The sequence below is a fragment of the Shinella sp. NM-101 genome, assembly GCF_021401195.1.
Classification (GTDB): Bacteria; Pseudomonadota; Alphaproteobacteria; order Rhizobiales; family Rhizobiaceae; genus Shinella.
Genome location: NZ_JACBFT010000001.1, coordinates 750,676 through 773,637, shown reverse-complemented (window position 1 = coordinate 773,637; position 22,962 = coordinate 750,676). Strand labels below are relative to the sequence as shown.

Below are 22,962 nucleotides of genomic sequence, written 5' to 3'. Positions count from 1 at the left end.
CCGTTCAGGATGCCGCGGCCCGGCGCTCGGGCACCTCGAATTCACCGAGCTTTTCAAGAAGCGCCTCGAGCGGCAGCGGCCGGCTCAGCAGGTAGCCCTGGCCGAACTCCACATCCATCGCCTGGAGGATGTCCCATTGCTCCGCCGTCTCGATGCCTTCCGCCACCACGGCGCAACCCATCTGGTGCGAGATGGTGCGGATGCCTTCGACCAGCATGCGGCTCTTGCGGCGCACGTCCGGCTGCTCGGAGGAGAGCGACCGGGTGAAGGACTGGTCCACCTTCACGATGTCGACCGGGAAGCGGTTGAGGTAGCTCAGCGAGGAATAGCCCGTGCCGAAATCGTCGAGCGCGATGCGGCAGCCAAGGTCGGACAGCGCGTCCAGCACCTCGCGCACGACGGGATTGTCGAGCATCAGCACGGCCTCGGTGATTTCGATGACGATGCGTGACGGCGTGATGCCGTGATCGAGCAGCAGCGCGGCAAGACGGGCCGGCAGGGCGGGCTCGAACTGGAGCGGCGAGAAGTTGACCGCCAGATAGCTGTCTGCCAGCCCTTCGAGCTTCGAGATGATCGCAAGGCTTGCGAGGGATTTCGACAGGATGGTCTCGCCGATCCGGCCGATGGAGCCGTTCTCCTCGGCGATACCGACGATCTCGGCCGGCGGCAGGATGCCACGGTCGGGATGCTGGAGGCGCATCAGCGCCTCGAAGCCGGCGAGGCGGCCATCGGCGAGGCCGACGATCGGCTGGAGATGGGCCGTGAACCAGTCGTCGCGCAGGCCCTGGTCGATGAACTGCTCGATTTCCAGTCGCCTGCGGGCGATGTCGACCATGTTGTTGTCGAAGATTTGCACGCCGTTCTTGCCGCTGCGCTTGCGCGCATACATGGCCATGTCCGACTTCTGCAGGAGGCAGGCGGCGGTGGAGGCGTGGTCCGGATAGACCGCGACGCCGATGCTGGCGCTGACATTGAGCTCCGTGCCGCCGATGGCAAGCGGTGCGCGCAGGCTCGCCACCAGCCGGTCGCTGACATCGAGGGCGAGCTGGTGGGCGTCCGGCGCCGACAGGAGGATGGCGAACTCGTCGCCGCCGAGGCGGGCGATGACGTCGCCCGCGCGCAACTGGCGGCGCAGGCGCATCGCCACCTGGCAGAGCACGTCGTCGCCGGACGCATGGCCGAGATTGTCGTTGATCCACTTGAAGCGGTCGAGGTCGACGAAGAGGCAGGCAAGCGGCCGGCCGAGCTGGTCGGCCTCGCCGATGAGTTCGTCGAGCACCGCCTCGAAGCCCTGCCGGTTGAGGAGGCCGGTCAGGTGGTCGGTGATGGCCTGGCGGTGGTTGCGGTTTTCGGCTTCCTTGAGGTCGGTGACATCGGTCATGACGGAGAGGGTCAGCGCCTGCTGCCCGCTGCTCGCCGCGACGCCGGTTTCCAGGATCAGGACGTCGATCACGCTCGCGTCGGCGCAGCGGAAACGCACCGTGACCTCGCAGATGCCGTCGTCCGGTCCGTCGCCATGCCGCGTGCGGTAGACCTCGCGCCATTCCGCATCGACGAAATCAGTGAATTCCCGGCCGATCACCTGCTCGCGCCGATAGCCGGTGGCGGTGAGCCAGTAGTCGCTGACGGCGGTGATGCGGTTGCGACCGTCTATGGAAAAGAGCATGGCCGGGGTGAGATTGTAGATGTCGGTGGCGCGGGCATGGGCAAGCTTCAGCTCCGCCTCCTCGCGCTCCAGCCGGCTCTGCATCTCGTTGAAGTTCTTGGCGAGCGCGCCCATCTCGTCGTTGGCGGTCCAGTCGACGTGGTGGCGGGAGCCGAGGCGGCGCGTCGCCTCGATCGCCGCCGTCAGCCGCATCAGCGGCCGGATGATCGTGATGCGGTTGCCGATGAGGGCGGCGGTGAAGAGCGTCGCCACGGCGAAGAAGAAGATGGCGAAGATCGTCATCTCGTCCTTCGAGAAGCGTGCGAAGATGCCGTCCTTGCGAAGCCAGATCTCCGCCGTGCCGACCTTCTTGATGCCGTCGGACGCCCTGTGCAGGACATCGGCCTTCACGATGGACCGGGCTTCGCCCGGATCGGGCGCCATGGTGGGCTTGCCGATGTCGATGGCGTCGGACGTGTCGCGCACGCGCACATAGCCGATGTCGGGATCGGCCTGGAGATCGCCGACGATCTGCTCGATGCTCTCCCGGTCGAAATCCCACAGCGGCTTGCCGAGCGCCTGGACGTTGGTCCTCAGCAGGACCTCCGTGTTCTGCAGGCGCTCGCGCGCCACGCGGTCAGACGACAGGATGAGGAAGAGGACGAACAGCGGGGCGACGAAGACGAGCAGGGCGCCGATGACGATGGCGATGAAGCGGCTTTCCACCGAGTGCATTTTCATGCCGGTCGCCCCCCTGCCACGATACGAAGCCAGTCCATGGTGCCCCTCTACGGCTTTCGCTGTTTCCCCAGGGTCCAGATTTTCATCAAAGTCTTAAATGTTGCTAAAATGGCGATACGCAAAAATGTTGGTGAATCAAAGCTTCTCCCAAGGGTAATACAGGCGCGCGGGCAAAGAAAAACCCCGCGCCCTGAGGGCGCGGGGTTCTCGAACCATTCCCTCTTGGGGAATTATTCTGCGGAGTCTTCCGTCGTTTCTTCTTCCTTCACGCCGGCAGCCGGGACAGCGATCGTGGCGATCGTGAAGTCGCGGTCGGCGATGACCGGGCTCGTGCCCTTCGGCAGCTTGACGTTGGAGATGTGGATGCCGTCGCCGACCTTCAGGCCAGCGAGGTCCGCCGTGATGAATTCCGGAATGTTGCCGGCAAGGGCGTGCAGCTCGACAGCGTGGCGTACGACGTTCAGGACGCCGCCGGCCTTGATGCCCGGGGACTTCTCTTCGTTGACGAAGTGAACCGGCACTTCGACGACGACGTGGGAGTCGCCCGAAACGCGCAGGAAGTCGACATGCATCGTGAAGTCGCGGACCGGATCGAGCTGGAAGTCCTTCGGCAGGACCTTGATCTTCTCGCCGTTGACGTCGATCGTGGCGACCGTCGTCTTGAAGCCGCCGGCGTGGATGCGCTGCGTCACGTCCTTGGTCGAGATGGCGATGGCGACGGGGGCCTGCTTGTCGCCGTAGATAACTGCAGGAATAAGGCCGTTGCGGCGAAGTTCACGGGAGGACCCCTTACCAACCCGTTCGCGCGTTTCGGCCTTGAGCTCGTAGGTGTCTTGGCTCATGGCTTTACCTTTCGTGTGTTACTGGAGAGTTTTCCCCGGCCGGAATGCCTCCGGCCGCGCAAAACTTGAGGATTTCGTGAAAGCCTCATCCGCGTTGCCTCCAAGGGTGTCTACGCGGACGCGGGCTCGATAGCCGAGAATGCCCGGAAATGCAAGGCCCGGCCCGATCCACGCCCCGGATTGACATCGCGGCGCGGCGATTGGATGTTCGGCCCGAATCGGTTCGGCACAGGAGACCACCATGAGACGACAGATCCTGATGGCTTCGGCCGCACTTGCACTCGTATCTGCAAGTCCCGTCCTTGCCCAGGAAGTTTCGCCTTCCGAGGCCGAAAGCATCCAGCAGCGCCTCACGCGCTACCTGCCGCAGGACATGATCGATGCGGGGCTCATCACCGTCAAGGCGGCGACGTCCTTCTACGAGCTGCGCTTCGACCCGAAGGTCCTGCTCGACAAGGCCAGGAGCGGCGTCGTCAAGCTGGAGGGCCTGAAGCCGATGACGGCCTCTCTGCGGCCTTCGGCGGATGGCACCTACCACATCGAGTCGAACGACAGTTTCGACATCAAGGGCGACATCGACCTTCCCGAGGGCCGCAACTCGTTCTCCTATGTCATCGATTCGATGAAGCTCGACGGTATCTACGACCCGGAGATCCTCTACTTCACCTCCTCGGACTGGACCGCCCGGAAGCTTTCCTTTTCCAGCACGTCGCCCAAGGACAGCGTGACGGCGAGCTTCGGCGACATGGCGATGCACGTCTCCGCCGAGAAAAAGGATGCGAACACGCTCGACATTTCCTCGACCGGGGTGATGAACGCCTTCGCCGAGACGATCACCAGCGCGCAGTCGGGCCGGGTGGAGATCGGCGCGGACAAGCTCGACATCGACGTCAGCATGGCGGGCGCGCGCTACAAGGTGATGCAGGACCTCGTCTTCCTCGTGCTCGACAACATGCACAAGCAGCGGCTGGAAGCGCCGGATGCGGCGCGCCTCAAGGACCTGCTGCGCACGGCACTGCCGGTCTTCGACGACCTCAAGGAAACGATCAGGGCGTCCAACGTCACGGTCGGGACGGACGAGGGCACCTTCGGCGCGCAAGCCGTTAACTACAATGTCGGGATGAACGGCATCGCCCGGTCGACCCGTTTGGGCTTCGGCTTCGGCATCGAGAAGCCGGTGCCGCCGGCCGGCCTGCTGCCGCCTGCCTATGCGGGCCTCCTGCCGGAGCAGGCGACCTTCAACCTGGCGGTCGCGGACCTCGATCTTGCCGGCGCCGTCACCTATCTCGTCGACCATGCGGATTTCACCAAGCCAAAGCCGCTGACCGACGAGGAAAGCAAGGAGATCGGCCGCATCGTTCTTCCCGGCGGCGCCATGACCCTCGAATTCGAGGACGTCTCGGCCGTCTCGCCGGTCTACGACGTGCACCTCACCGGCAAGATGACGGTCTATCCCGACGACAAGGACCGCCACAGCGCCGATGTGACGATCACCATGCGCGACTTCGACAAGACCGTCACCTATCTCCAGAAGAACGCCGCCGCGGTGCCGGAATTCGGCCAGGCGTCCTTCGGGCTCCTGATGATGAAGGGCCTGGCGCGCGATGCCGGCAACGGCGCGCAGGCCTGGGACCTCACGGTCGGCGAGGACGGCAAGGTGCTGATCAACGGCCGTCCGCTGCCGTTCCAGCAGTAGGATTATTTGCGAAAGCTCGCCACGAAGCGGGAGAGCGCCAGCATCAGGCCGCCGGCGATGAGGCCCCAGAAGGCGCCGGAAATGCCGGCGAAGGAAACGCCCGAGGCGGTGACGAGGAAGGTCACCGCCGCCGCTTCCCGCCCCTCCGTCTCGCGGAAGGCGTTGAGCGCGGAGGCGGCGAAGGCGCTGATCAGCGCAAGGCCTGCGACCGCCTGGATGAGGATCGGCGGGGCGAGGGCGACGAAGGCGGTAACCGCGCCCGCGGCAAGGCCGAAGATCACGTAGAAGATGCCGGCATTGATGGCCGCCCAGTAGCGTTTCGCCGGGTCGGGGTGGGCGTCCGGGCCGGCGCACATGGCGGCGGTGATGGCGGCGAGGTTGACCGCATGGCCGCCGAAGGGGGCCGAAAGCAGCGAGAAGAGGCCGGTGACGGCGAAGAGCGGGCCGGGATTGGGCGCGTAGTCGTTGACCTTCAGCACGGCGATGCCGGGAATGTTCTGCGAGGCCATGGTGACGATGAAGAGCGGCAAAGCGATGCCGACGAGCCCGGCGACCGTGAAGGCCGGCGTCACGAGCTCCGGTTTCGGCAGCAGCGCATCGGCAAGGCCGGCGAAGGCGCCGTCGGGGATCTCGATGCCGAAGGCGAGCACCGCGACGAAAGCGGCGAGCGCGGCGGGCACGGCGTAGAGCCGGTTGATGCTGCCGACGACGACCCAGGCGAGCGCGATCGGCAGGCCGAGCAGCGGATTGAAGGCGATGGCCTTGACCGGCGCGAAGCAGAGGCCGATCAGCACGCCGGCCAGCATGGCATTGGCGAGCGTTCCGGGAATGGCGGCGACCATGCGGCCGAGCGGCTTCCACAGGCCCGCAATGACGATCAGCACCGCGCAGACGAGGAACCCGCCGACCGCCGTGGAGAACCCGCCCTCGACCGCGCCGGAACTTGCCAGCAGCGCCGCGCCCGGCGTCGACCAGGCGATCGAGACGGGCAGGCGCGTCGCGACGCTGAGCACGATGGCGCAAAGCCCCATCGACACCGACAGCGCCATCAGCCCCGAGGCGGCCTGCGCCTCCGTGGCGCCGACGCCGATGAGGCCGTGCAGCACGACGGCGAAGGAACTGGCGAAACCGACGAAGGCGGTGAGCAGGCCCATGAACAGGGCTTGGGCGGAAAAATCACGAAGCATGGCAGGATCGATAATAGAAAAGGACGTGCACTGGTAACAGGCGGCGCGGGGCTTGGGAACAGGGTTGTGGGGAGCGATCGACAAGCACGGCATGTCCCCTCCGCCCCGGTTGCGGGAGAAGGCGGTGGCAGGACGGGTGAGGGGCGGCTCGCTTCATCCTTTGAACCTTCGTCCGGCTGGACCAGCCGGTGGAAACAGGGCTATAGTCTCCGAGCGTTGTATTCTGTTGCGACGATCGGTCGGATGCCTTCGGGAGGAGAGCGGATGCCTGTGCGTTTCGATCACGCGGATCATGTGCAGACCGTGGTAGCCCATGCCTCGGCCGCGGCGAGTTCGCCGGTTGCGGCCTCGTGGCGCCGGTGCCTGACCCTTCACGGCCTCCTGCCGGAGGATGCCCGCACGCCCTGGCGCCTGAGCGAGCCGGAGTTCCGGCAGGCGCGCGTGCGTTCCAGCACGCTGATCGAGGAGGCGCGCGGCGAACTCGACAGGCTCTTCGCGACGGTCGGCAAGGCCGGCTGCTGCCTGCTGCTCACCGACGAGAACGGCATTGCGCTCGAACGGCGCGGGGCGGCGGGTGACGACCGGGATTTCCGGGGCGTCGGCCTGTGGTCCGGCACGGTCTGGAGCGAGGCGAGCGTCGGCACCAACGGCATCGGCACGGCGCTGGCCGACGAGCGGCCGGTGCTGATCCTGCGCGACCAGCATTTCCTGTCGCGCAATACCGGCCTTTCCTGCACGACGGCGCCGATCCGCGACCATACCGGCCGTATCGCCGCCGCCATCGACATTTCCACCTGCCGCGACGATGCGAACGACATGACCATGTCGATCCTCTCGCAGGCGGTGCGGGATGCCGCCGCGCGCATCGAGGCGGGGCTCTTCCGCCGTGCTTTCTCCGCCGCCCGCATCCTGCTGGTGCCCGTCGAGGGCCGCATGGCGCCGGCGCTGCTCGCCGTCGACCGCGACGACCTCGTGCTCGGCGCCACCCGCGCCGCCCGCCAGGTGCTCGGCCTCGACGACCGGCGCATCGCCACCGGCATTGCGGCATCCGATCTCCTGCACGAGGACCGGGCGGAGGACGGGCGGGACCTCGACGACGCGGAGCGCGCCGCGCTTCGCCGCGTGCTGACGCGCGCCGGCGGCAATGTCAGCCAGGCGGCGGACCTGCTCGGCATCAGCCGCGCGACGCTGTACCGCAAGATGAAGAAGCTCTCGATCAATTGATGCTGCGACGCAGCACAGGCGGTGTCCCGCGCCTGTCTCAAATCTGAAACAGTCGGGCATGCCATCGCCCGCGGCCCTCTACCGCGTATCCGCGAAGCGCCGCACCATCCTCCCGACGGCCCATCCGGGCCTCTCATGGGAGGAATTGACATGCTGCATCAGAAGATCGTCGAAAACCCGTACAAGGCGAAGTACGGCAACTTCATCGGCGGCGAATGGAAGGAGCCGGTCGCAGGCCGCTACTTCGACAACATCACGCCGATCACCGGCGGCAAGCTGTGCGAAGTCGCCCGGTCCGACGCCGCGGACATCGAGCTCGCACTCGACGCCGCCCATGCCGCCAAGGACAAGTGGGGCCGCGCCTCGACCACCGAGCGCTCCAACATCCTGATGAAGATCGCCCAGCGCATGGAGGACAACCTCGATCTCCTCGCGCGCGCGGAGACCTGGGACAACGGCAAGCCGCTGCGCGAGACGCTCGCCGCCGACATCCCGCTGGCCATCGACCACTTCCGTTACTTCGCCGCCTGCGTGCGGTCGCAGGAAGGCACGATCGGCGAGGTCGACCACGAGACCATCGCCTATCACTTCCACGAGCCGCTCGGCGTCGTCGGCCAGATCATCCCCTGGAACTTCCCGATCCTGATGGCCGCCTGGAAGCTGGCACCCGCGCTTGCCGCCGGCAACTGCGTGGTGCTGAAACCCGCCGAGCAGACGCCCTCGTCGATCCTCGTCTGGGCCGAGCTCGTCGGCGACCTGCTGCCGCCGGGCGTGCTGAACATCGTCAACGGCTTCGGCCTGGAAGCCGGCAAGCCGCTCGCCTCCAACCCGCGCATCGCCAAGATCGCCTTCACCGGCGAGACGACGACCGGCCGCCTCATCATGCAATATGCCAGCCAGAACCTCATTCCGGTCACGCTGGAGCTCGGCGGCAAGTCGCCGAACATCTTCTTCGAAGACGTCATGCGCGAGGACGACGACTATCTCGACAAGGCGCTCGAGGGCTTCGCGATGTTCGCGCTGAACCAGGGCGAGGTCTGCACATGCCCGAGCCGCGCGCTGGTGCACGAGAAGATTTACGACCGCTTCATGGAAAAGGCCATCAAGCGCGTCGAGAAGATCGTGCAGGGCAACCCGCTCGACACGGCGACGATGATCGGCGCGCAGGCGTCTTCCGAGCAGCTTGAAAAGATCCTCTCCTATATCGACATCGGCCGGCAGGAAGGCGCGGAAGTGCTGACAGGCGGCGGGCGCAACGATCTGGGCGGCGATCTTTCCGGCGGCTATTATGTCAAGCCGACCGTCTTCCGCGGCCATAACAAGATGCGCGTCTTCCAGGAGGAAATCTTCGGGCCGGTGGTCTCGGTCACGACCTTCAAGGACGACGCGGAGGCGCTCGCCATCGCCAACGATACGCTCTACGGGCTCGGCTCCGGCGTCTGGAGCCGCGATGCGAACCGCTGCTACCACTTCGGCCGCGACATCCAGGCCGGCCGCGTCTGGACGAATTGCTACCATGCCTATCCGGCGCATGCGGCCTTCGGCGGCTACAAGCAGTCCGGCATCGGCCGCGAGACGCACAAGATGATGCTCGACCACTACCAGCAGACCAAGAACATGCTGGTCAGCTACTCTCCCAAGGCGCTCGGCTTCTTCTGAGCGACCGCCTGCAAGGCTCCCTCTCCCCGCCCGCCGGGGGGAGGGACAACGCGTGAAAGGAGAGCTCGCATGTCCGAGACGAAAGGCGAGCCGCGCGTCGTGGCGACCGAAGCCGCGCTTGCGCTCATCCACGAGATCCAGAAGGATTATCCGGAAATCCTGTTCCACCAGTCCGGCGGCTGCTGCGACGGCTCCTCGCCGATGTGCTACCCGGCGGACGACTATATCGTCGGCGACCGGGACGTGAAGCTCGGCGAGATCGGCGGCGTGCCGGTCTATATCAGCGAAAGCCAGTTCGACGTGTGGAAGCACACGCAGCTCATCATCGACGTGGTGCCCGGAAGGGGCGGCATGTTTTCGCTCGACAACGGGCGCGAGAAACGCTTCCTCACCCGTTCGCGCCTCTTCGGCGGCGACGAGGCCTGCCCGCTGCCGGAGCGCTGAGCAAGCAAAAGCCCCGCTGCCGGAACAGCGGGGCCTCGTTTTTACGTGGTTGGATAATCAGTAGGCCGAGCATTCGCCCGGGCTGACGACGCGGTAGCCCTCGGCGTCGGCCGAGCATGCATTGCCGAACGTCTTGCGATCACGGCCGCGCTGGGCGCAGACCGGCCGGTATTCCATGGTGCAGGCGCGCTGGTTGTCGCGGTCGCGGCCGTTGCCCCAGTCGTTGCCGCCCGGGCGGCGGCCCTGGCATTCGCCGCGGCCGATGACGTCGTAGCCGCTACGGCGGGCTTCGCAGGCATTGGCGAAGGTCTGGCGATCACGGCCGTTCGCGCCGCAGACCGGCGCGTATTCCCGCGTGCAGGCGCGGCCTTCGTCCGGGCGCGGGCCGGGCAGGCCGCCATGGCGGCACTCGCCGCGACCGACGATGCGGTAGCCGCTCGAGCGCGCCTCGCAGGTGTTGGCGAAGGTCTGGAGGTCGTTGCCGCGTGCGCCGCAGACGGGATTATATTCCATGGTGCAGGCCTGCGGGCGCGGACGATAGCCGCCACCGCCGCTTTCCTCGACCGTGCAGGCGGCAACAAGCGTGCCGGCGGCGAGAAGAATGGCTATGCGTCCGGCCAGGCGACGGAAGAAAGGCGACATCATGGAGTCCTCCAGGTGAATCTCGTCGAACCGTAACGCAAAAGTGACGCGACCGGTATCGGGGGGAAACAAAAAAACATGGGATGGTTGCCAAACGAAAAAACCCGCGCAACCAGAGGTGCGCGGGTTTTGTGAAGGGGTCGTCGCGCGATCAGTCGAAGAGGCTGGAGACAGACTCTTCGGCGGCCGTGCGGTTGATCGCCTCGCCGAGCAGGTTGGCGGTCGAGATCACGCGGATATTGTGTGCGGACTGCACGGCCGTGGTCGGCTGGATCGTGTCGGTGATGACAAGTTCCTTGAGCTTGGAGGAGGTGACGCGCGCCACCGCGCCGCCGGACAGCACGCCGTGCGTGATGTAGGCGGTGACGCTGGTGGCGCCGTTCTTGAGCAGCGCCTCGGCCGCGTTGCAGAGCGTGCCGCCCGAATCGACGATGTCGTCGATCAAAAGGCAGTCCTTGCCCGCGACGTCGCCGATGACGTTCATGACCTCGGATTCGCCCGGGCGGTCGCGGCGCTTGTCGACGATGGCCAGCAGACAGTCGAGGCGCTTGGCGAGCGCGCGGGCGCGCACCACGCCGCCGACGTCGGGCGAGACGACCATGACGTTCTTGAGGTCGTAGTTTTCCTTCACGTCCCGGGCGAGGATCGGTATAGCGTAGAGGTTGTCGGTGGGGATGTCGAAGAAGCCCTGGATCTGGCCGGCGTGAAGGTCGAGCGTCAGCACGCGGTCGGCGCCGGCCTCGGTGATCAGGTTGGCGACCAGCTTGGCGGAGATCGGCGTGCGGGGGCCGGGCTTGCGGTCCTGGCGGGCATAGCCGAAATAGGGGATCACGGCCGTGATGCGGCGCGCCGAGGAGCGGCGCATCGCATCGATCATGATGAGCATTTCCATCAGGTGGTCGTTGGTCGGGAACGACGTCGACTGCACGACGAAAACGTCCTCGCCGCGCACATTCTCCTGGATTTCAACGAAGATTTCCTGGTCTGCGAAGCGTCGAACCGTGGCACGGCCGAGCGGAACATTCAGATAATTGCAGATCGCTTCGGCCAGAAGCCGGTTCGAATTGCCCGCGAAAACCTTCATCTATGGTCCGCCTGTGCTTATGCTGATGGGGGGCGTTTAAGGGGCCGAACCCTCGAATGCAAGGGCCTTGCCACATTGGAAAAGCGATTCTTCGCATTTCGCTGTGATTTACCGTTTCAAAGGGCCGAACCCGACGTGGAGCCGCGCCAGTCGAGGTACTGGCGGATCGTCTTCTCGGCGATGCCCTCCATCGTTCCCGCGGGCACGGCGGCCCAGGGATCGGCCGCGGTGCCGGACACGGTTTCCTGGCCCTGGATGCGGTGCAGCCGCGCGCCGCTGCCGTCGAGCACGTCCCAGACATAGACGACGGTGGTCTTGCCGCTGTCGTTCACGGCGGAGAAATAACCCTTCAGGATGTGCCGTGCGGAATTGTCCGAGGCGGAGCGGATCGTCAGCCCGCTCGAACGGGCCTCGGCGCCGAGCCGCTTGGACAGCGGCGTGACGGCCCCGACGGGCGCGCCGATGATCGGCAGGAAGCGGATCGTCTCGGCGCCCTGCGCCGTCGCGCTCGGCAGGGCGGCGACGTCCTGCGTTCCGCCGGAGGTCTCGGCGGCGAGCGACTTGCGGGCGAAATCCTCCTCCACCGGGGCAGGACGGCGGCCGCCCTGGTTGCGGGCGAGCGCGTCGGCCTGGCCTTGCAGGGTGCCGGCCGTGTCCTCGCCCGTCGAGCCGCCGGCGCCGGCCGGCGCGGTGAAGGCGGTCTGCTGCGTGGCGGTCGCGACCGGCATGGTGGCTGCGGGCCTCGTCTCGGCGCTCATCTGGTCGAGATCGCTCTGCGTCACCGGCGGCGACTCGAAGTTGCTGCCGACATCGGCGCGCGGAATGAGCGCGTCGGTGCTGTTGCAGCCGGCAAGGGTGGCAATGAGACCGATCAGTGCCAGCCGCTTCGTCAGCTCGTGCATCGTCATCGTCCGTGTCCTCAGGAGGTTTTGGCCTCCTCTGTCCCGCCACGATTTATGCGGTTCCGGCCCATGCACTGTCAACCGCAGGATCTTGCGGGTATCCTCCCGTCAGACCTCGATGAAGTCGAGGCCGTAGCGCGACAGCGCCTTCGGCGTGTCGGTCGTGGTGAGATAGGTCTGGCCGAGCGTCATGGCGGTGCCGCTGTCGGAATCCAGAATGATCGTGTGCACGAAAAGCGACATGTTCGGCTCGATCTCCTGCGGGTTGCCCATCAGGAACATCTGCGGATCCATCCAGGAGGGGGCGAAGCGCGCGCCGACGGAATAGCCGCAGGAATTCAGCCGGTTGCGGGCGAGGCCGCGCTCGTCGACGATGCGGGCGAAGGTCTCGAAGACGGTGCCGAAGGTATTGCCGGGCCGCAGCACCATTTCCATCGCCTGCATGGCTTCGCGGCAGGCGCTGTAGAGCTCGCGGTGGCGGTTGCTCGGCTCGCCGATCACGGCGGTGCGCATCATCGGCGCATGGTAGCGCGCGCTGACGCCGGCCCATTGCAGGCTGAGCTGGTCCGACGCGTCGAGCCGGCGGCGGCCGGACTTGGAGCGGCAGAGCAGGGCATCGGCGCCCGAGCCGATGACGAATTCGTTGGCGGCATAGTCGCCGCCGCCGGCCAGCACGGCATTTTGCAGCGCCGCCAGGATCGCCGCCTCGTCGCCGCCCGGCACGATCAGCGGCAGGGCGGCATCCAGCGCCTCGTCGGAAAGGGCCGCCGCGCGCTCGACATAGGCGATCTCCGCCGGGCTCTTGATCAGGCGCAGGCGGCTGACGAGCGCCGAGGCGTCGACGATCTCGCCGAAGCTCTGGAGCTGGTTGTCGAGGAGGCGGGCGTTGCGGCCGGTCAGGCCGTGCGTGTCGTATTCCACGCCAATGCGGCAGCCGAGAAGGTCGAGATCGGACAGCAGGTTCTTCAGGTCCATGGTCGGGTCCGCGTTCACGCGGTCGATCCAGACCTCGATCTTCTCGATATTGGAGGTGTGGCGCGCCTGGCGCAGGTCCGCCGAGCGCGTCATCAGCACCATGCTGCCGTCCGCCTTCACGACGAGCGTCTGGAAGAAGCAATAGCCGAACGTGTCGTAGCCCGTCAGCCAGTACATGCTCTCCTGTGCGAAGAGCAGCATCGCGTCGAGCTTCTCCTCGCGCATGCGGGCGGTCAGGCGCTGGAGGCGGTTGGCGTATTCCTCGCTGTCGAAGTGAATTGCCATGGCGGTGTCTCCTTCGCTTGCGGGGCTTCAGCCCCGTATCATGATCGCGGAAATCTGGCGGCCGTAGTCGGGCTCCTGCCGGTGGGTCGTGCGCCGGTAGGAGAAGAAGCGTTCCTCGTCCGGATAGGTGCACAGATCGAGGTTCTCGGCCGTCACGCCAGCATCGCTGAGGCGCTGCGTCGTCAGGCCCGGCAGGTCGAACATCGCATGGCCGGGCTTGCCGGACGGCGTGAAGTAGCGCTCGTAGGCCCTGTCCACGCCGAGGAAGCGCTCGACGAATTCCGGGCCGACCTCGTAGTTCCGGCGGCTGATCGAGGGGCCGAGGCTGGCGAGGATGTTGCTTCGCTTCGCGCCGAGCCTCTCCATGGCTGCGATGGTGTTTTCCAAGACGCCGTAGAGCGCGCCCTTCCAGCCGGCGTGGGCGGCGCCGGCGACGCGCGCCTCGGGGTCGCAGAACAGGATCGGGCCGCAATCGGCGGCGAGGACGCCGAGCACGACGCCCGGCGTGCCGGTCACGAGGGCGTCCGCTTCGGGGCGGGCGCCGTCGTAACGTTCATCGACCACGACCACATCGGGCGAATGGACCTGGTGCACGGTCGCCAGCCGGTCCGGCTCCACGGAGAACCAATGCGCGACGCGGGCGCGATTCTCGTGGACATCCGCACGCTCGTCCTTCGAGCCGAGGCCGACATTGAGGCCGCGATAGATGCCCTTCGAGACGCCGCCGGCGCGCGTGAAGAATCCATGGCGGGCCGCTTTTCCGGCGCGTTCCGCCAGCAGCGGGCTTTCGATGGGAGAGGGGCGCGCCTGGTCTGTCATGGTCTCTCGGCTGGCTTCGGGATGGGCCGCGCGGCAAGGATCTCGCCTGGGCACGCATGGGCAAATCGAGCCGAATGTTGTCCGGCCTTGCGGGATGTGTCAATCGGGCTGGCGGAAGGGAAAAAGTGCCAGCGGCGCGCTGCCGACTGCCAAGACCTTGAAAAGGTCGCCCATTTTTCCCGCGCCGGAACCGGCGAGGCGGTCGACGTCGGCCAGGATCGATTGCTGCGTCGTCTCGTCGCGGTTGCGGCCGAGGGCGGAGGCGCGTTCGCCGATGCCGAGGCCGACGAGGAAGTCGCCCTGGTGCAGCATGCCGTGCACATGGAGGCCCGAGGCGACGGCGGCGCCGGCCAGACGCTCGAAATCGACATGGCTCGTCAGGTCGGCCTCGCCGGGATGGGCGAGCGGCGGGTCGAAATCGTGCTTCAGGACGGCCTGCAGCGTATCGCCGAAACCGGTGACGACGTGGCCGTAGTCGATGATGATCGCCGTGCCGCCGAAACGGGCGATGCGCTCGCCGATCGTCGCCATGACGGCCTCGCGGGCCGGGGCGGTCTCGAAGATCGTGCCGTTTTCGACCGACTTGTGATGGCCCGGCAAGAGCGCCGGATCGATGCCCGCGACGCCCGCGGCGAAGGTCAGTTCGTCGTTCGCGTCGAGGCCGACCAGGCGCTCGCGGAAGCCGGAGGCCGTCTTGATGAACTGGCGGATCGGGATGGCGTCGAAGAGTTCGTTGGCGGCGAGCAGCACGAAGCCCTCGGGAAGTTCCTCGAAACTGTCGTGCCAGCTTGCGCGGGCGGCGTGCATGCCCAGCGTCTCCTGCTGGACGGCGCGCAGCTTCGGGCTCGTCTCGACGAGGTGGACCGTCGCGCTTTCGTAAAGATGCGGGGCGATGCGGGAGATGACGCGCAGCATGTCGGCCATCATCGTGCCGCGGCCGGGGCCGATCTCGGCGATGCGCACATTTTCGGGCGCGCCATGCTTCTGCCAGGCATGGACGAGGAAGACGCCGAGCATCTCGCCGAAGAGCTGGCTGACCTCCGGCGCGGTGATGAAATCGCCGGCCTCGCCGAAGGGATCGCGCGTGCGGTAATAGCCGTAGACGGGATCGGCCAGGCACAGGGCGAAGTAATCGGTGACGCTGATGGGGCCGTTGGTGCGGATCAGCGTCTTTATCTTGCGGGCGAGGGGTGTCGGCATGGGCGTCCTGTCCGCTCAGGCCTTGGCGGGTTCGGCCGGGCGGGCGCGGAAGATCGCCCACAGGCCGACGAGAAGCATGGGCAGCGACAGCAGCATGCCCATGGTGACCCAGCCGCCGAAGAGATAGCCGAGTTGCGGGTCCGGTTCGCGGAAGAACTCCACCGTAATGCGCGAGAGCGCGTAGCCGCAGACGAAGAGGCCGGTGACGAGGCCGGGGCGCTTGAGCGCACCGAAGCGGTAGATGGCGAGCGCAAGGATTGCGAGCAGCGCGATACCCTCCAGGCCGGCCTCGTAGAGCTGGCTCGGATGGCGGGCGAAGGGGCCGGCTTCCGGGAAGATAACGGCCCAGGGCGCATCGGAAAGGCGTCCCCACAGCTCGCCGTTGACGAAGTTGGCGATGCGGCCGAAGAAGAGGCCGATCGGCACCACGGCGGCGACGATGTCGAACAGGCTCCAGATCGCGATGCCGTTTCGCCGGGCGAAGAGGATCATGGCGAGCGTCGTGCCGGCAAAGCCGCCGTGGAACGACATGCCGCCGTTCCAGACCTTCAGGGCGCGCAGCGGGTCGGCGGCGACGTTCGGAAAATCGTAGAAGAGGATGTAGCCGAGGCGGCCGCCGAGGATGATGCCGACGGCGGCCCAGACGAGGAAGTCGTCGAGCTGGGCGCGCGCCATCGGCGCCTCGCCGGCCCATAGCCGCGGCGTCTCGATCAGGCTGCGGGCGTAGAGCCAGCCGAGCATGATGCCGACGACATAGGCGATGCCGTACCAGTGCACGTCGACCGGTCCGATCGAGAAGGCGACCGGATCGATCTCGGGATAGGGCATGAGGGCGAAAAGCTGCGCGATGTTCGTCAAGGCTCGGGTCTTCCTAGTTTGCGCGGAAGATGGCGAGGCCTTGCGGCAGGGTCAAGGCGGGAAATCGCGATCGGCGGCCGCGCGGCGGCCTGACGCGCCGCGATCCACCGGAATCCGCTTGCAAGCGGCCGCGCGAGACCCTACCTCAGTTGCATGACGCGGGCGGTAACGGCCCGCAAGGACCAGCGACACCCCAGGAGGGCAGGCCATGACCACCGGTGCCAACCGCATTCTCGACGACTTCGCCAAGCTGATGACCGATGCCGCCGGCGCCGCACAGGGCGTGCGCAAGGAAGCCGAGACCGTGTTCCGCGCGCAGGCCGAGCGCTTCATCAACGGCATGGACCTCGTCAAGCGCGAGGAATTCGAGGCGGTGCGCGAAATGGCCATCAAGGCGCGCGATGAAAACGACGCGCTCCTCAAGCGGATCGAGGCCCTCGAAGCCCGCCTTGCCGCCGGTAGCTGAACCGTTTCGGAACAGGTTTCGACCCTTAAGCCTCGGTTGGCGTGATTCACATCGCGCCAACCGTTTTTTTTAATAAATTTTTCACCCCTGTGGACACTTGCGAAAAGCTCTTTGCGCAGAGTCCCTTAAGCCTTCGACCTGAATCTTTTTGACAACCTCTGTCCACAACCGGGCGGAGAAAATGGGAAGGCGGGGGCTGGCGTCGTGACTCTGCCGTTATACACTGATTTTAAATGATGATTCGAGACAGGCAACGCAAGGTTCGGGCAGGGTAAGTCGTCCAGATTGCGTGTAGTGCCGAGCAATCATTCAGTGTTGTATCCGGAGTATGGTTTGCCGCGTCGCGTGTGTGAGCGTGATGGCGCATGCCTTCCGGCCTTGAAGGTGATGCATGAGCCTTATGGAATTGGATATCGGGCGCCAGTCCAACCCGGTCGACATGATCGAGTTCGTCGCAGCCAACAATGACTGGACGTTCGAGCGGTCCGGCGAGGACGAGATCGCGATGACCGTCGAGGGCAAGTGGACGGATTACCACGTCTCCTTCTCCTGGATGGAAGAATTCGAGGCGCTGCATCTGGCCTGCGCCTTCGACATCAAGGTTCCCGAAAGCCGCGTCAACGAGGTGCACTGCCTGCTCTCGCATGTGAACGGCCAGGTGCTCATGGGGCATTTCGACCTGTGGCGCCGCGAGGACGTCGTGATCTTCCGCCAGTCGCTGCTTTTGGCCGGCGGGGCCGAGCCCACCAACCGGCAGGTCGAGGTGCTGCTCTCCAGCGCGCTTGAAGCCTGCGAGGCCTATTTCCAGGCCTTCCAGTTCGTCGTCTGGTCCGGCATGGACGCCCAGTCCGCCGTCGACGCCGTGCTGTTCGAGACGGTCGGGGAGGCGTGAGCATGCCGGTCGCCGCCACGGGTCCCATCGTTCTCATCGGTGCCGGCAACATGGGCGGCGCGATGCTCGCCGGCTGGCTGAAGAGCGGCATTTCCGGCTCTTCCGTCATCGTCATCGATCCCGGCCCGCAGCCGGCCATGGCCAAGCTGATCGCCGACAACGGCGCGCGCCACGAGACGTCCGCGCCCGAGGGCGTGAAGGCGGCGGTTCTCTTCGTCGCCGTCAAGCCGCAGGTGATGGACCAGGTCCTGCCGCCGCTGAAGGGGCTTGTCGGGCCGGAGACCGTCGTGGTGTCCGTCGCCGCCGGCAAGACGATCGCCAATCTCGAAAGCCATCTCGGCGAAGCCGCCACCGTGCGCGCCATGCCGAACACGCCGGCGATGATCGGCCGCGGCGTCACCGGCGCCTTCGCCAATGCGCGCGTCACCGAAGCGCAGCGCGATCTCGTCCATTCCCTTCTCAAGGTCAGCGGCCCGGTCGAATGGGTCGCCACCGAAGGCGACATCGACGCCGTCACCGCCGTCTCGGGCAGCGGGCCGGCCTATGTCTTCTATCTCGTCGAGTGCATGGCAGAGGCGGGCCGCAAAGCCGGCCTGCCGGCGGACCTCGCCATGCGGCTTGCACGGGAAACTGTCGCGGGGGCTGGTGAACTGCTTCACCAGTCCCCCGACGACGCCAGCCGCCTGCGCCAGAACGTGACCTCGCCCGGCGGCACCACCGCCGCCGCGCTCGCCGTGCTGATGGCCGAGGACGGCATGCAGCCGCTCTTCGACAAGGCGATCGCGAGCGCCCGCAAGCGCGCCGAGGAACTGGCGGGCTGAGCCTGCAAGGACTTTCCATGACCGAGACCATCACCTACGCCGATTTCGAACGGGTCGACATCCGTGTCGGCACCATCGTGGAGGCGCTTGCCTTCCCGGAGGCGCGCAAGCCGGCCTACAAGCTGCAGATCGATTTCGGCCCCGGGATCGGCGTGAAGAAGTCGTCGGCGCAGATCACCGTGCACTATACGCTCGAAGAACTCGTCGGCCGGCAGGTGCTCGCCGTCGTCAACTTCCCGCCGCGCCAGATCGGTCCGGTGCGCTCGGAAGTGCTGACGCTCGGCTTCGAGGACGAGAACGGCGCGATCGTGCTGGCCGGCGTCGACCATCCGGTGCCGAACGGCAAGAAGATGTGCTGATCACGCGGGAACGCGGACCGTTGCCCTCAGCCCACCCATCGGACTATCCGACAGCGTGACGTCGCCGCCATGGCTGCGGGCGATGTCGCGCGCGATGGCAAGGCCGAGGCCGGTGCCGGACGCATCGAGATTGCGTGCCTCGTCGAGGCGGAAGAAGGGCTTGAACACGTCGTCGCGCGAGCGCTCGGGAATGCCCGGCCCGTCGTCGTCCACGGTGATCGTCAGCCATTTGGCATTGCGCCGGGCTTCCACGCGCACATTTTTCGCATAGCGGAAGGCGTTCGAGACCAGGTTGCCGACGAGGCGGCTGAAGGCGTTCGGCCGGGCCAGAACCTCGTCGTCGCCGTCGATGTCGCTGGTGAAGCCGCGGTCATGCAACTCGGCCTCCATGGCGAACCGCTCGAAGAGGTCGGAAAGCCGCAGTTCCCCGACGTCTTCCTCCGCATCCCCCCGCGCGAAGGAGAGATAGCCTTCGAGCATGCTCTGCATGTCCGCCACGTCCTTGTGGAGCGCCTGGAGTTCCGGGTTGTCGCCGGCAAGCGCGAGCTGCAGCTTGAAGCGGGTGAGGATGGTGCGCAGGTCGTGGCTGACGCCGGTCAGCATGGCGGTGCGCTGTTCCATCTGCCGCTCGATGCGCTCGCGCATGAGGATGAAGGCAAGGCCGGCGCGACGGACCTCGTCGGCGCCGCGCGGGGCGAAGTTCTCGGGCATCTTCTGGCCCTTGCCGAAGCTCTCGGCCGCCTGTGCCAGCGCAAGAATCGGGCGGATCTGGCCGCGCAGGAACAGGATGGAGATGCCGATCAGCACGAGCGACGTGCCGACCATCCACAGCAGGAAGATATGGGTATTCGAGGCGTAGGCCTGGTTGCGGCGGGCGTAGACGCGCAGCACCTTCTTGTCGAGCAGGATGCGGACCTCCACGACGCCGCTGTCGCCGACCGTATCGATCCAGAAGGGGCGGCGGATCTGGCGGACGATCTCGTCGCTGAGGATCTCGTCGAGGATGTTGAAGAAGGGCTTGCGGCGCGGCGGCGGCAGCTCCGTGCCGGCCTCGACCGAGACGATGAGGTCCAGCCGCTCGCGGGCGATGCGGATGACCTGGGCGTAGGTCTGGTCTTCCGGGTAGGTCTCGATGAGGTCGATGATGGCGGCGATGTCGCGGGTGACGGCCTGGGACAGGCGCTGGGTGACGAGCTGCCAGTGGCGCTCCATGAAGACGAAGGCCACCACCGCCTGGAGCAGCACCATCGGGATGATGATGATGAGCAGCGACCGGGCATAGAGGCCCGTCGGCATGCGACGGCGGAGCCAGCGGGCAAAGCGCCTCCAGCCGGCGAGCGGTGCGCGTTCGAGGTCCCGCCGCAGCGTCTCCAGGGTGTTCATCGGATCGCGCCTTCCGCCGGCCGCCGCACGGTCAGCCCTGTTCCACGCTCAGGCGGTAGCCGATGCCGCGCACCGTCTGCAGCCAGACGGGATTGGACGGATCGTCCTCGATCTTGCGGCGCAGGCGGTTGATCTGCACGTCGATCGTGCGCTCGCCGACCTCGGTCTCCTCGCCGATCAGCTCGTGGCGCGGGATGGTCTCGCCGGCGCGCAGAGAAAAGAGCAGCATGATCTCCTGCTCGCGGTCGGTAAGGCGGATCGGGTCGCTGCCGCGCTTCAGCTCCTTGCGCACGATGGAGAAGGTGTAGGGTCCGAACATGACCTGCTCGATCTTCGGCGTGGCGGGCGCGGCGTTGCGCTTGAGGATGTTGTTGATGCGCAGGACGAGTTCGCGCGGCTCGAAGGGTTTGGAGAGATAGTCGTCCGCGCCGGCCTCCAGGCCCTCGATGCGCGCATTGGATTCGGCGAGCGCCGTCAGCATCAGGATCGGCACGGGGCGGATCTCGCGCAGGCTCTTCGTCAGCGAGAGGCCGCTTTCGCCCGGCATCATCACGTCCATGACGATGAGGTCGAAATCGAGGCCGCGCAGCTTGCGCCTCGCCTCGTCGGCGTCTCCCGCGACGGTGACGCGAAAGCCTTCTGCCATCAGGTAGCGGTTCAGGAGATCGCGGATGCGGGTGTCGTCGTCGACGACGAGAAGATGGGATGCATCGTCGGAGGGTGTACCGGCCGCGGTCATCGTCTTCACCTCCAGGTCAGTTTCTCAATCGTTCCGGGCGTTCTGCATGCCGGTGAGGAAGCGGATCACCACTCTTCGGTCCCCCGCATTCATCTCCTCGAATGCACGGGCGATGCGGCGGGATTGCGGCTCGGCGAGCGCAAGGGCGAGCTCGCGTCCCGCCCGTGTCGGATAGAGCTTGCGCTGGCGGCGGTCCTCGGGGCCTGCCACCTGCTGGATATAGCCGGAATCGATGAGCTGCTTCAAGACGCGGGCGAGGCTCTGCTTGGTGATCTTCAGCGTGTCGAGCAGGTCGGCGACGGTCATGCCGGGCTCGCGGTTGACGAAGTGGACGACGCGGTGGTGGGCGCGGCCGAAGCCGCTCTTTTCCAGAATGGCGTCCGGATCGGAAATGAAGTCGCGATAGGCGAAGAACAGGCCCTCGATGATCTCGAAGTCGATGCGGCCGTCGCCCGTCATGGCGTCCTCGTGCAGCGCGGTCTCGCCGATTTTCTCCGGCATCTGTCGGGCCACGTTGTCATTTCCTTTCATGCCTTGCCGTCTCCGCGTAATTTATAGCAAAATATGTCAGCTTTGTTGACATATTTTTCCGTCCTTGTTACGGTCCCCGCGCAAATACGGTCCCCGGGCGCCGAAGATGCCGGGTGTTTTTCCCATGCCCCTTCCGGATTGCCATCCTGACCGGGTATTCCTGTCCGTCTCTGGTTAGACCGTAACAGGCGAAACAATCAACTTGAAAGAATGGCGCGAAAGCGCCGGAGGATGACACCATGGCAGTTCCCTTCGACCAACTGGACGGTCAAATCTGGTTCAACGACGAATTCGTCGACTGGAAGGATGCGAAGATCCATGTCCTGACGCACGGCCTGCACTATGCAAGCGCGGTGTTCGAGGGCGAGCGCGCCTATGGCGGGCGCATCTTCAAGCTGACGGAGCACAACCGGCGTCTGCACAATTCGGCCGAGATCCTCGGCTTCAAGATTCCCTACAGCGTGGAAGAACTGGATGCGGCGAGCGTGGAGCTTCTCAAGCGCCAGGGCTTCTCGGAAGCCTATGTGCGCCCGATCGCCTGGCGCGGCTCGGAGATGATGGGCGTTTCGGCGCAGAACAACCGGATCAACGTCGCCATCGCCATCTGGCAATGGGGCAGCTACTTCAACCCGGCCGAGAAGTTGAAGGGCATCCGCCTCGACATTGCCGAATACCGCCGCCCCGATCCGAGGACCGCGCCGTCGAAGTCCAAGGCTGCCGGCCTCTACATGATCTGCACGATCTCCAAGCACGCCGCCGAGGCCAAAGGCTATGCGGATGCGATGATGCTGGACTATCGCGGCCAGGTGGCCGAGGCGACCGGCGCCAACATCTTCTTCGTCAAGGACGGCGTCATCCACACGCCGGTTCCGGACTGCTTCCTCGACGGCATCACGCGCCGCACGGTCATCGAACTCGCCAAGCGTCGCGGCTTCGAGATCGTCGAGCGGGCGATCATGCCGGAAGAGCTGTCCGGCTTCTCCGAATGCTTCCTCACGGGCTCCGCCGCCGAAGTGACGCCGGTATCCGAAATCGGTCCTTACCGCTTCACGCCGGGCGCGATCTGCGAAACGCTGATGAACGACTACATGAAGGAAGTCTATCCGGCCGCCGCGGCCGCCGCCGAGTAAGCGCGGCCCTGCGCTTGCCCGAAAGACGGGCGGCCCTTTCGGGCCGCCTTTTTGCTTGCGCTCAGGCCGGCTTCTTGCCGAGCACCGCGCCGACGATGGCCGTCAGCACGCCGCCGCCGACAAGGCCGCCGATGCCGTTGGCGACGAGGCCGGAAAGGCCGGCTTCACCGCCGACCATCTGCAGGAGAAGGCCGCCGCCGACGCCCCCGATTGCGCCGACGATGGTCCGCACGACCACGCTCACGGCAGCCTGTTTCAGGGCGGCGCCCGCGACATTGCCGCCGACCGCGCCGGCGATGAGCTGTGTGACGATGGGCATCAATGCTTCCATGACTTCCCCTCCGAATGGTCCGCCGGACAGGAAATGCCGCGGCCGGACACGTTGTCTTGCTGCCAGAGTGCGGTCTGGAGCCCGCGACTCCGTTGCCGAAAGATTCG

23 protein-coding genes are annotated in these 22,962 nt (G+C 66.1%); 9 read left to right on the top strand and 14 right to left on the bottom strand.

The genetic code is table 11. The annotated features are described in order from the left end of the window. Nucleotides 1–4 precede the first annotated feature (4 nt). On the bottom strand, nucleotides 5–2,386 hold the full coding sequence (locus tag L0976_RS03700) for a putative bifunctional diguanylate cyclase/phosphodiesterase (RefSeq protein ID WP_370643559.1): 2,382 nt from the start codon (nucleotides 2,384–2,386) through the stop codon (nucleotides 5–7). A 230-nt stretch (nucleotides 2,387–2,616) separates the two neighbouring features. After that, a complete protein-coding gene (locus L0976_RS03695; RefSeq protein ID WP_203319540.1) occupies nucleotides 2,617–3,228 on the bottom strand; it encodes a 50S ribosomal protein L25/general stress protein Ctc in 612 nt (203 codons plus the stop codon). Nucleotides 3,229–3,469: 241 nt separating this feature from the next. Here L0976_RS03695 and L0976_RS03690 point away from each other — a divergent pair, with 241 nt between their 5' ends. Beyond that, complete coding sequence (locus L0976_RS03690) at nucleotides 3,470–4,924, top strand: hypothetical protein (RefSeq protein ID WP_234186164.1); 1,455 nt, start codon at nucleotides 3,470–3,472, stop codon at nucleotides 4,922–4,924. A 2-nt stretch (nucleotides 4,925–4,926) separates the two neighbouring features. Here L0976_RS03690 and L0976_RS03685 read toward each other — a convergent pair whose 3' ends face one another. After that, on the bottom strand, nucleotides 4,927–6,111 hold the full coding sequence (locus L0976_RS03685; RefSeq protein WP_234186163.1) for a benzoate/H(+) symporter BenE family transporter: 1,185 nt from the start codon (nucleotides 6,109–6,111) through the stop codon (nucleotides 4,927–4,929). Nucleotides 6,112–6,375: 264 nt separating this feature from the next. Between L0976_RS03685 and L0976_RS03680 the strand changes: the two genes are divergently transcribed. From L0976_RS03680 to L0976_RS03670, 3 genes are all read left to right on the top strand, one after another. Further along, complete coding sequence (locus L0976_RS03680) at nucleotides 6,376–7,335, top strand: helix-turn-helix domain-containing protein (RefSeq protein WP_234186162.1); 960 nt, start codon at nucleotides 6,376–6,378, stop codon at nucleotides 7,333–7,335. Nucleotides 7,336–7,485: 150 nt separating this feature from the next. After that, entirely contained in the window at nucleotides 7,486–8,994 is a 1,509-nt protein-coding gene (gene adh / locus L0976_RS03675) for an aldehyde dehydrogenase (RefSeq protein ID WP_203319536.1), read from the top strand. Between the two features lie 69 nt (nucleotides 8,995–9,063). After that, the gene (locus tag L0976_RS03670) at nucleotides 9,064–9,438 is read left to right on the top strand and encodes a DUF779 domain-containing protein (protein WP_234186161.1); all 375 of its coding nucleotides are present in this window, start codon (nucleotides 9,064–9,066) and stop codon (nucleotides 9,436–9,438) included. Nucleotides 9,439–9,495: 57 nt separating this feature from the next. On the opposite strand, the gene L0976_RS03665 is transcribed toward L0976_RS03670, so the two are convergent. From L0976_RS03665 to lgt, 7 genes are all read right to left on the bottom strand, one after another. Next, complete coding sequence (locus L0976_RS03665) at nucleotides 9,496–10,080, bottom strand: Kazal-type serine protease inhibitor domain-containing protein (RefSeq protein WP_203319781.1); 585 nt, start codon at nucleotides 10,078–10,080, stop codon at nucleotides 9,496–9,498. A gap of 151 nt (nucleotides 10,081–10,231) precedes the next feature. Then, nucleotides 10,232–11,164, bottom strand: a complete 933-nt coding sequence (locus tag L0976_RS03660; protein WP_203319534.1) for a ribose-phosphate pyrophosphokinase — start codon at nucleotides 11,162–11,164, stop codon at nucleotides 10,232–10,234. A gap of 116 nt (nucleotides 11,165–11,280) precedes the next feature. Continuing rightward, entirely contained in the window at nucleotides 11,281–12,066 is a 786-nt protein-coding gene (locus L0976_RS03655) for a hypothetical protein (protein WP_234186212.1), read from the bottom strand. 108 nt (nucleotides 12,067–12,174) lie between these two features. After that, a complete protein-coding gene (locus L0976_RS03650) occupies nucleotides 12,175–13,326 on the bottom strand; it encodes a Xaa-Pro peptidase family protein (protein WP_234186160.1) in 1,152 nt (383 codons plus the stop codon). A gap of 27 nt (nucleotides 13,327–13,353) precedes the next feature. Beyond that, nucleotides 13,354–14,145, bottom strand: coding sequence for a peptidoglycan editing factor PgeF (gene pgeF, locus L0976_RS03645; protein ID WP_234186159.1), 792 nt, complete (start codon nucleotides 14,143–14,145; stop codon nucleotides 13,354–13,356). Between the two features lie 99 nt (nucleotides 14,146–14,244). Further along, nucleotides 14,245–15,345: a class I SAM-dependent methyltransferase gene (locus tag L0976_RS03640; RefSeq protein ID WP_234186158.1), complete on the bottom strand. Its 1,101-nt coding sequence runs from the start codon at nucleotides 15,343–15,345 to the stop codon at nucleotides 14,245–14,247. Nucleotides 15,346–15,360: 15 nt separating this feature from the next. Further along, complete coding sequence (gene lgt / locus L0976_RS03635) at nucleotides 15,361–16,173, bottom strand: prolipoprotein diacylglyceryl transferase (protein ID WP_370643568.1); 813 nt, start codon at nucleotides 16,171–16,173, stop codon at nucleotides 15,361–15,363. A 238-nt stretch (nucleotides 16,174–16,411) separates the two neighbouring features. On the opposite strand from lgt, the gene L0976_RS03630 reads away from it, so the two are divergent. The 4 genes from L0976_RS03630 (at nucleotide 16,412) to L0976_RS03615 (ending at nucleotide 18,741) form a co-directional block, all read left to right on the top strand. After that, the gene (locus L0976_RS03630; protein ID WP_203319529.1) at nucleotides 16,412–16,669 is read left to right on the top strand and encodes an accessory factor UbiK family protein; all 258 of its coding nucleotides are present in this window, start codon (nucleotides 16,412–16,414) and stop codon (nucleotides 16,667–16,669) included. Between the two features lie 391 nt (nucleotides 16,670–17,060). After that, on the top strand, nucleotides 17,061–17,561 hold the full coding sequence (locus tag L0976_RS03625; protein WP_064330750.1) for a YbjN domain-containing protein: 501 nt from the start codon (nucleotides 17,061–17,063) through the stop codon (nucleotides 17,559–17,561). Nucleotides 17,562–17,563: 2 nt separating this feature from the next. Further along, nucleotides 17,564–18,382, top strand: coding sequence for a pyrroline-5-carboxylate reductase (gene proC / locus L0976_RS03620; RefSeq protein ID WP_203319528.1), 819 nt, complete (start codon nucleotides 17,564–17,566; stop codon nucleotides 18,380–18,382). 17 nt (nucleotides 18,383–18,399) lie between these two features. Beyond that, entirely contained in the window at nucleotides 18,400–18,741 is a 342-nt protein-coding gene (locus tag L0976_RS03615; RefSeq protein WP_203319527.1) for a tRNA-binding protein, read from the top strand. On the opposite strand, the gene L0976_RS03610 is transcribed toward L0976_RS03615, so the two are convergent. Genes L0976_RS03610 through L0976_RS03600 form a run of 3 tightly spaced genes read right to left on the bottom strand, consistent with a single transcriptional unit; the run spans nucleotide 18,742 to nucleotide 21,364 of the window. Further along, entirely contained in the window at nucleotides 18,742–20,124 is a 1,383-nt protein-coding gene (locus L0976_RS03610; RefSeq protein WP_234186156.1) for an ATP-binding protein, read from the bottom strand. Between the two features lie 31 nt (nucleotides 20,125–20,155). Continuing rightward, entirely contained in the window at nucleotides 20,156–20,863 is a 708-nt protein-coding gene (locus L0976_RS03605) for a response regulator (protein ID WP_203319525.1), read from the bottom strand. Between the two features lie 24 nt (nucleotides 20,864–20,887). Further along, a complete protein-coding gene (locus L0976_RS03600) occupies nucleotides 20,888–21,364 on the bottom strand; it encodes a MarR family winged helix-turn-helix transcriptional regulator (protein WP_233290803.1) in 477 nt (158 codons plus the stop codon). A gap of 269 nt (nucleotides 21,365–21,633) precedes the next feature. Between L0976_RS03600 and L0976_RS03595 the strand changes: the two genes are divergently transcribed. Further along, the gene (locus L0976_RS03595; RefSeq protein WP_234186155.1) at nucleotides 21,634–22,524 is read left to right on the top strand and encodes a branched-chain amino acid aminotransferase; all 891 of its coding nucleotides are present in this window, start codon (nucleotides 21,634–21,636) and stop codon (nucleotides 22,522–22,524) included. A gap of 61 nt (nucleotides 22,525–22,585) precedes the next feature. On the opposite strand, the gene L0976_RS03590 is transcribed toward L0976_RS03595, so the two are convergent. Continuing rightward, nucleotides 22,586–22,855: a hypothetical protein gene (locus tag L0976_RS03590; protein WP_203319523.1), complete on the bottom strand. Its 270-nt coding sequence runs from the start codon at nucleotides 22,853–22,855 to the stop codon at nucleotides 22,586–22,588. Nucleotides 22,856–22,962: the final 107 nt, after the last annotated feature.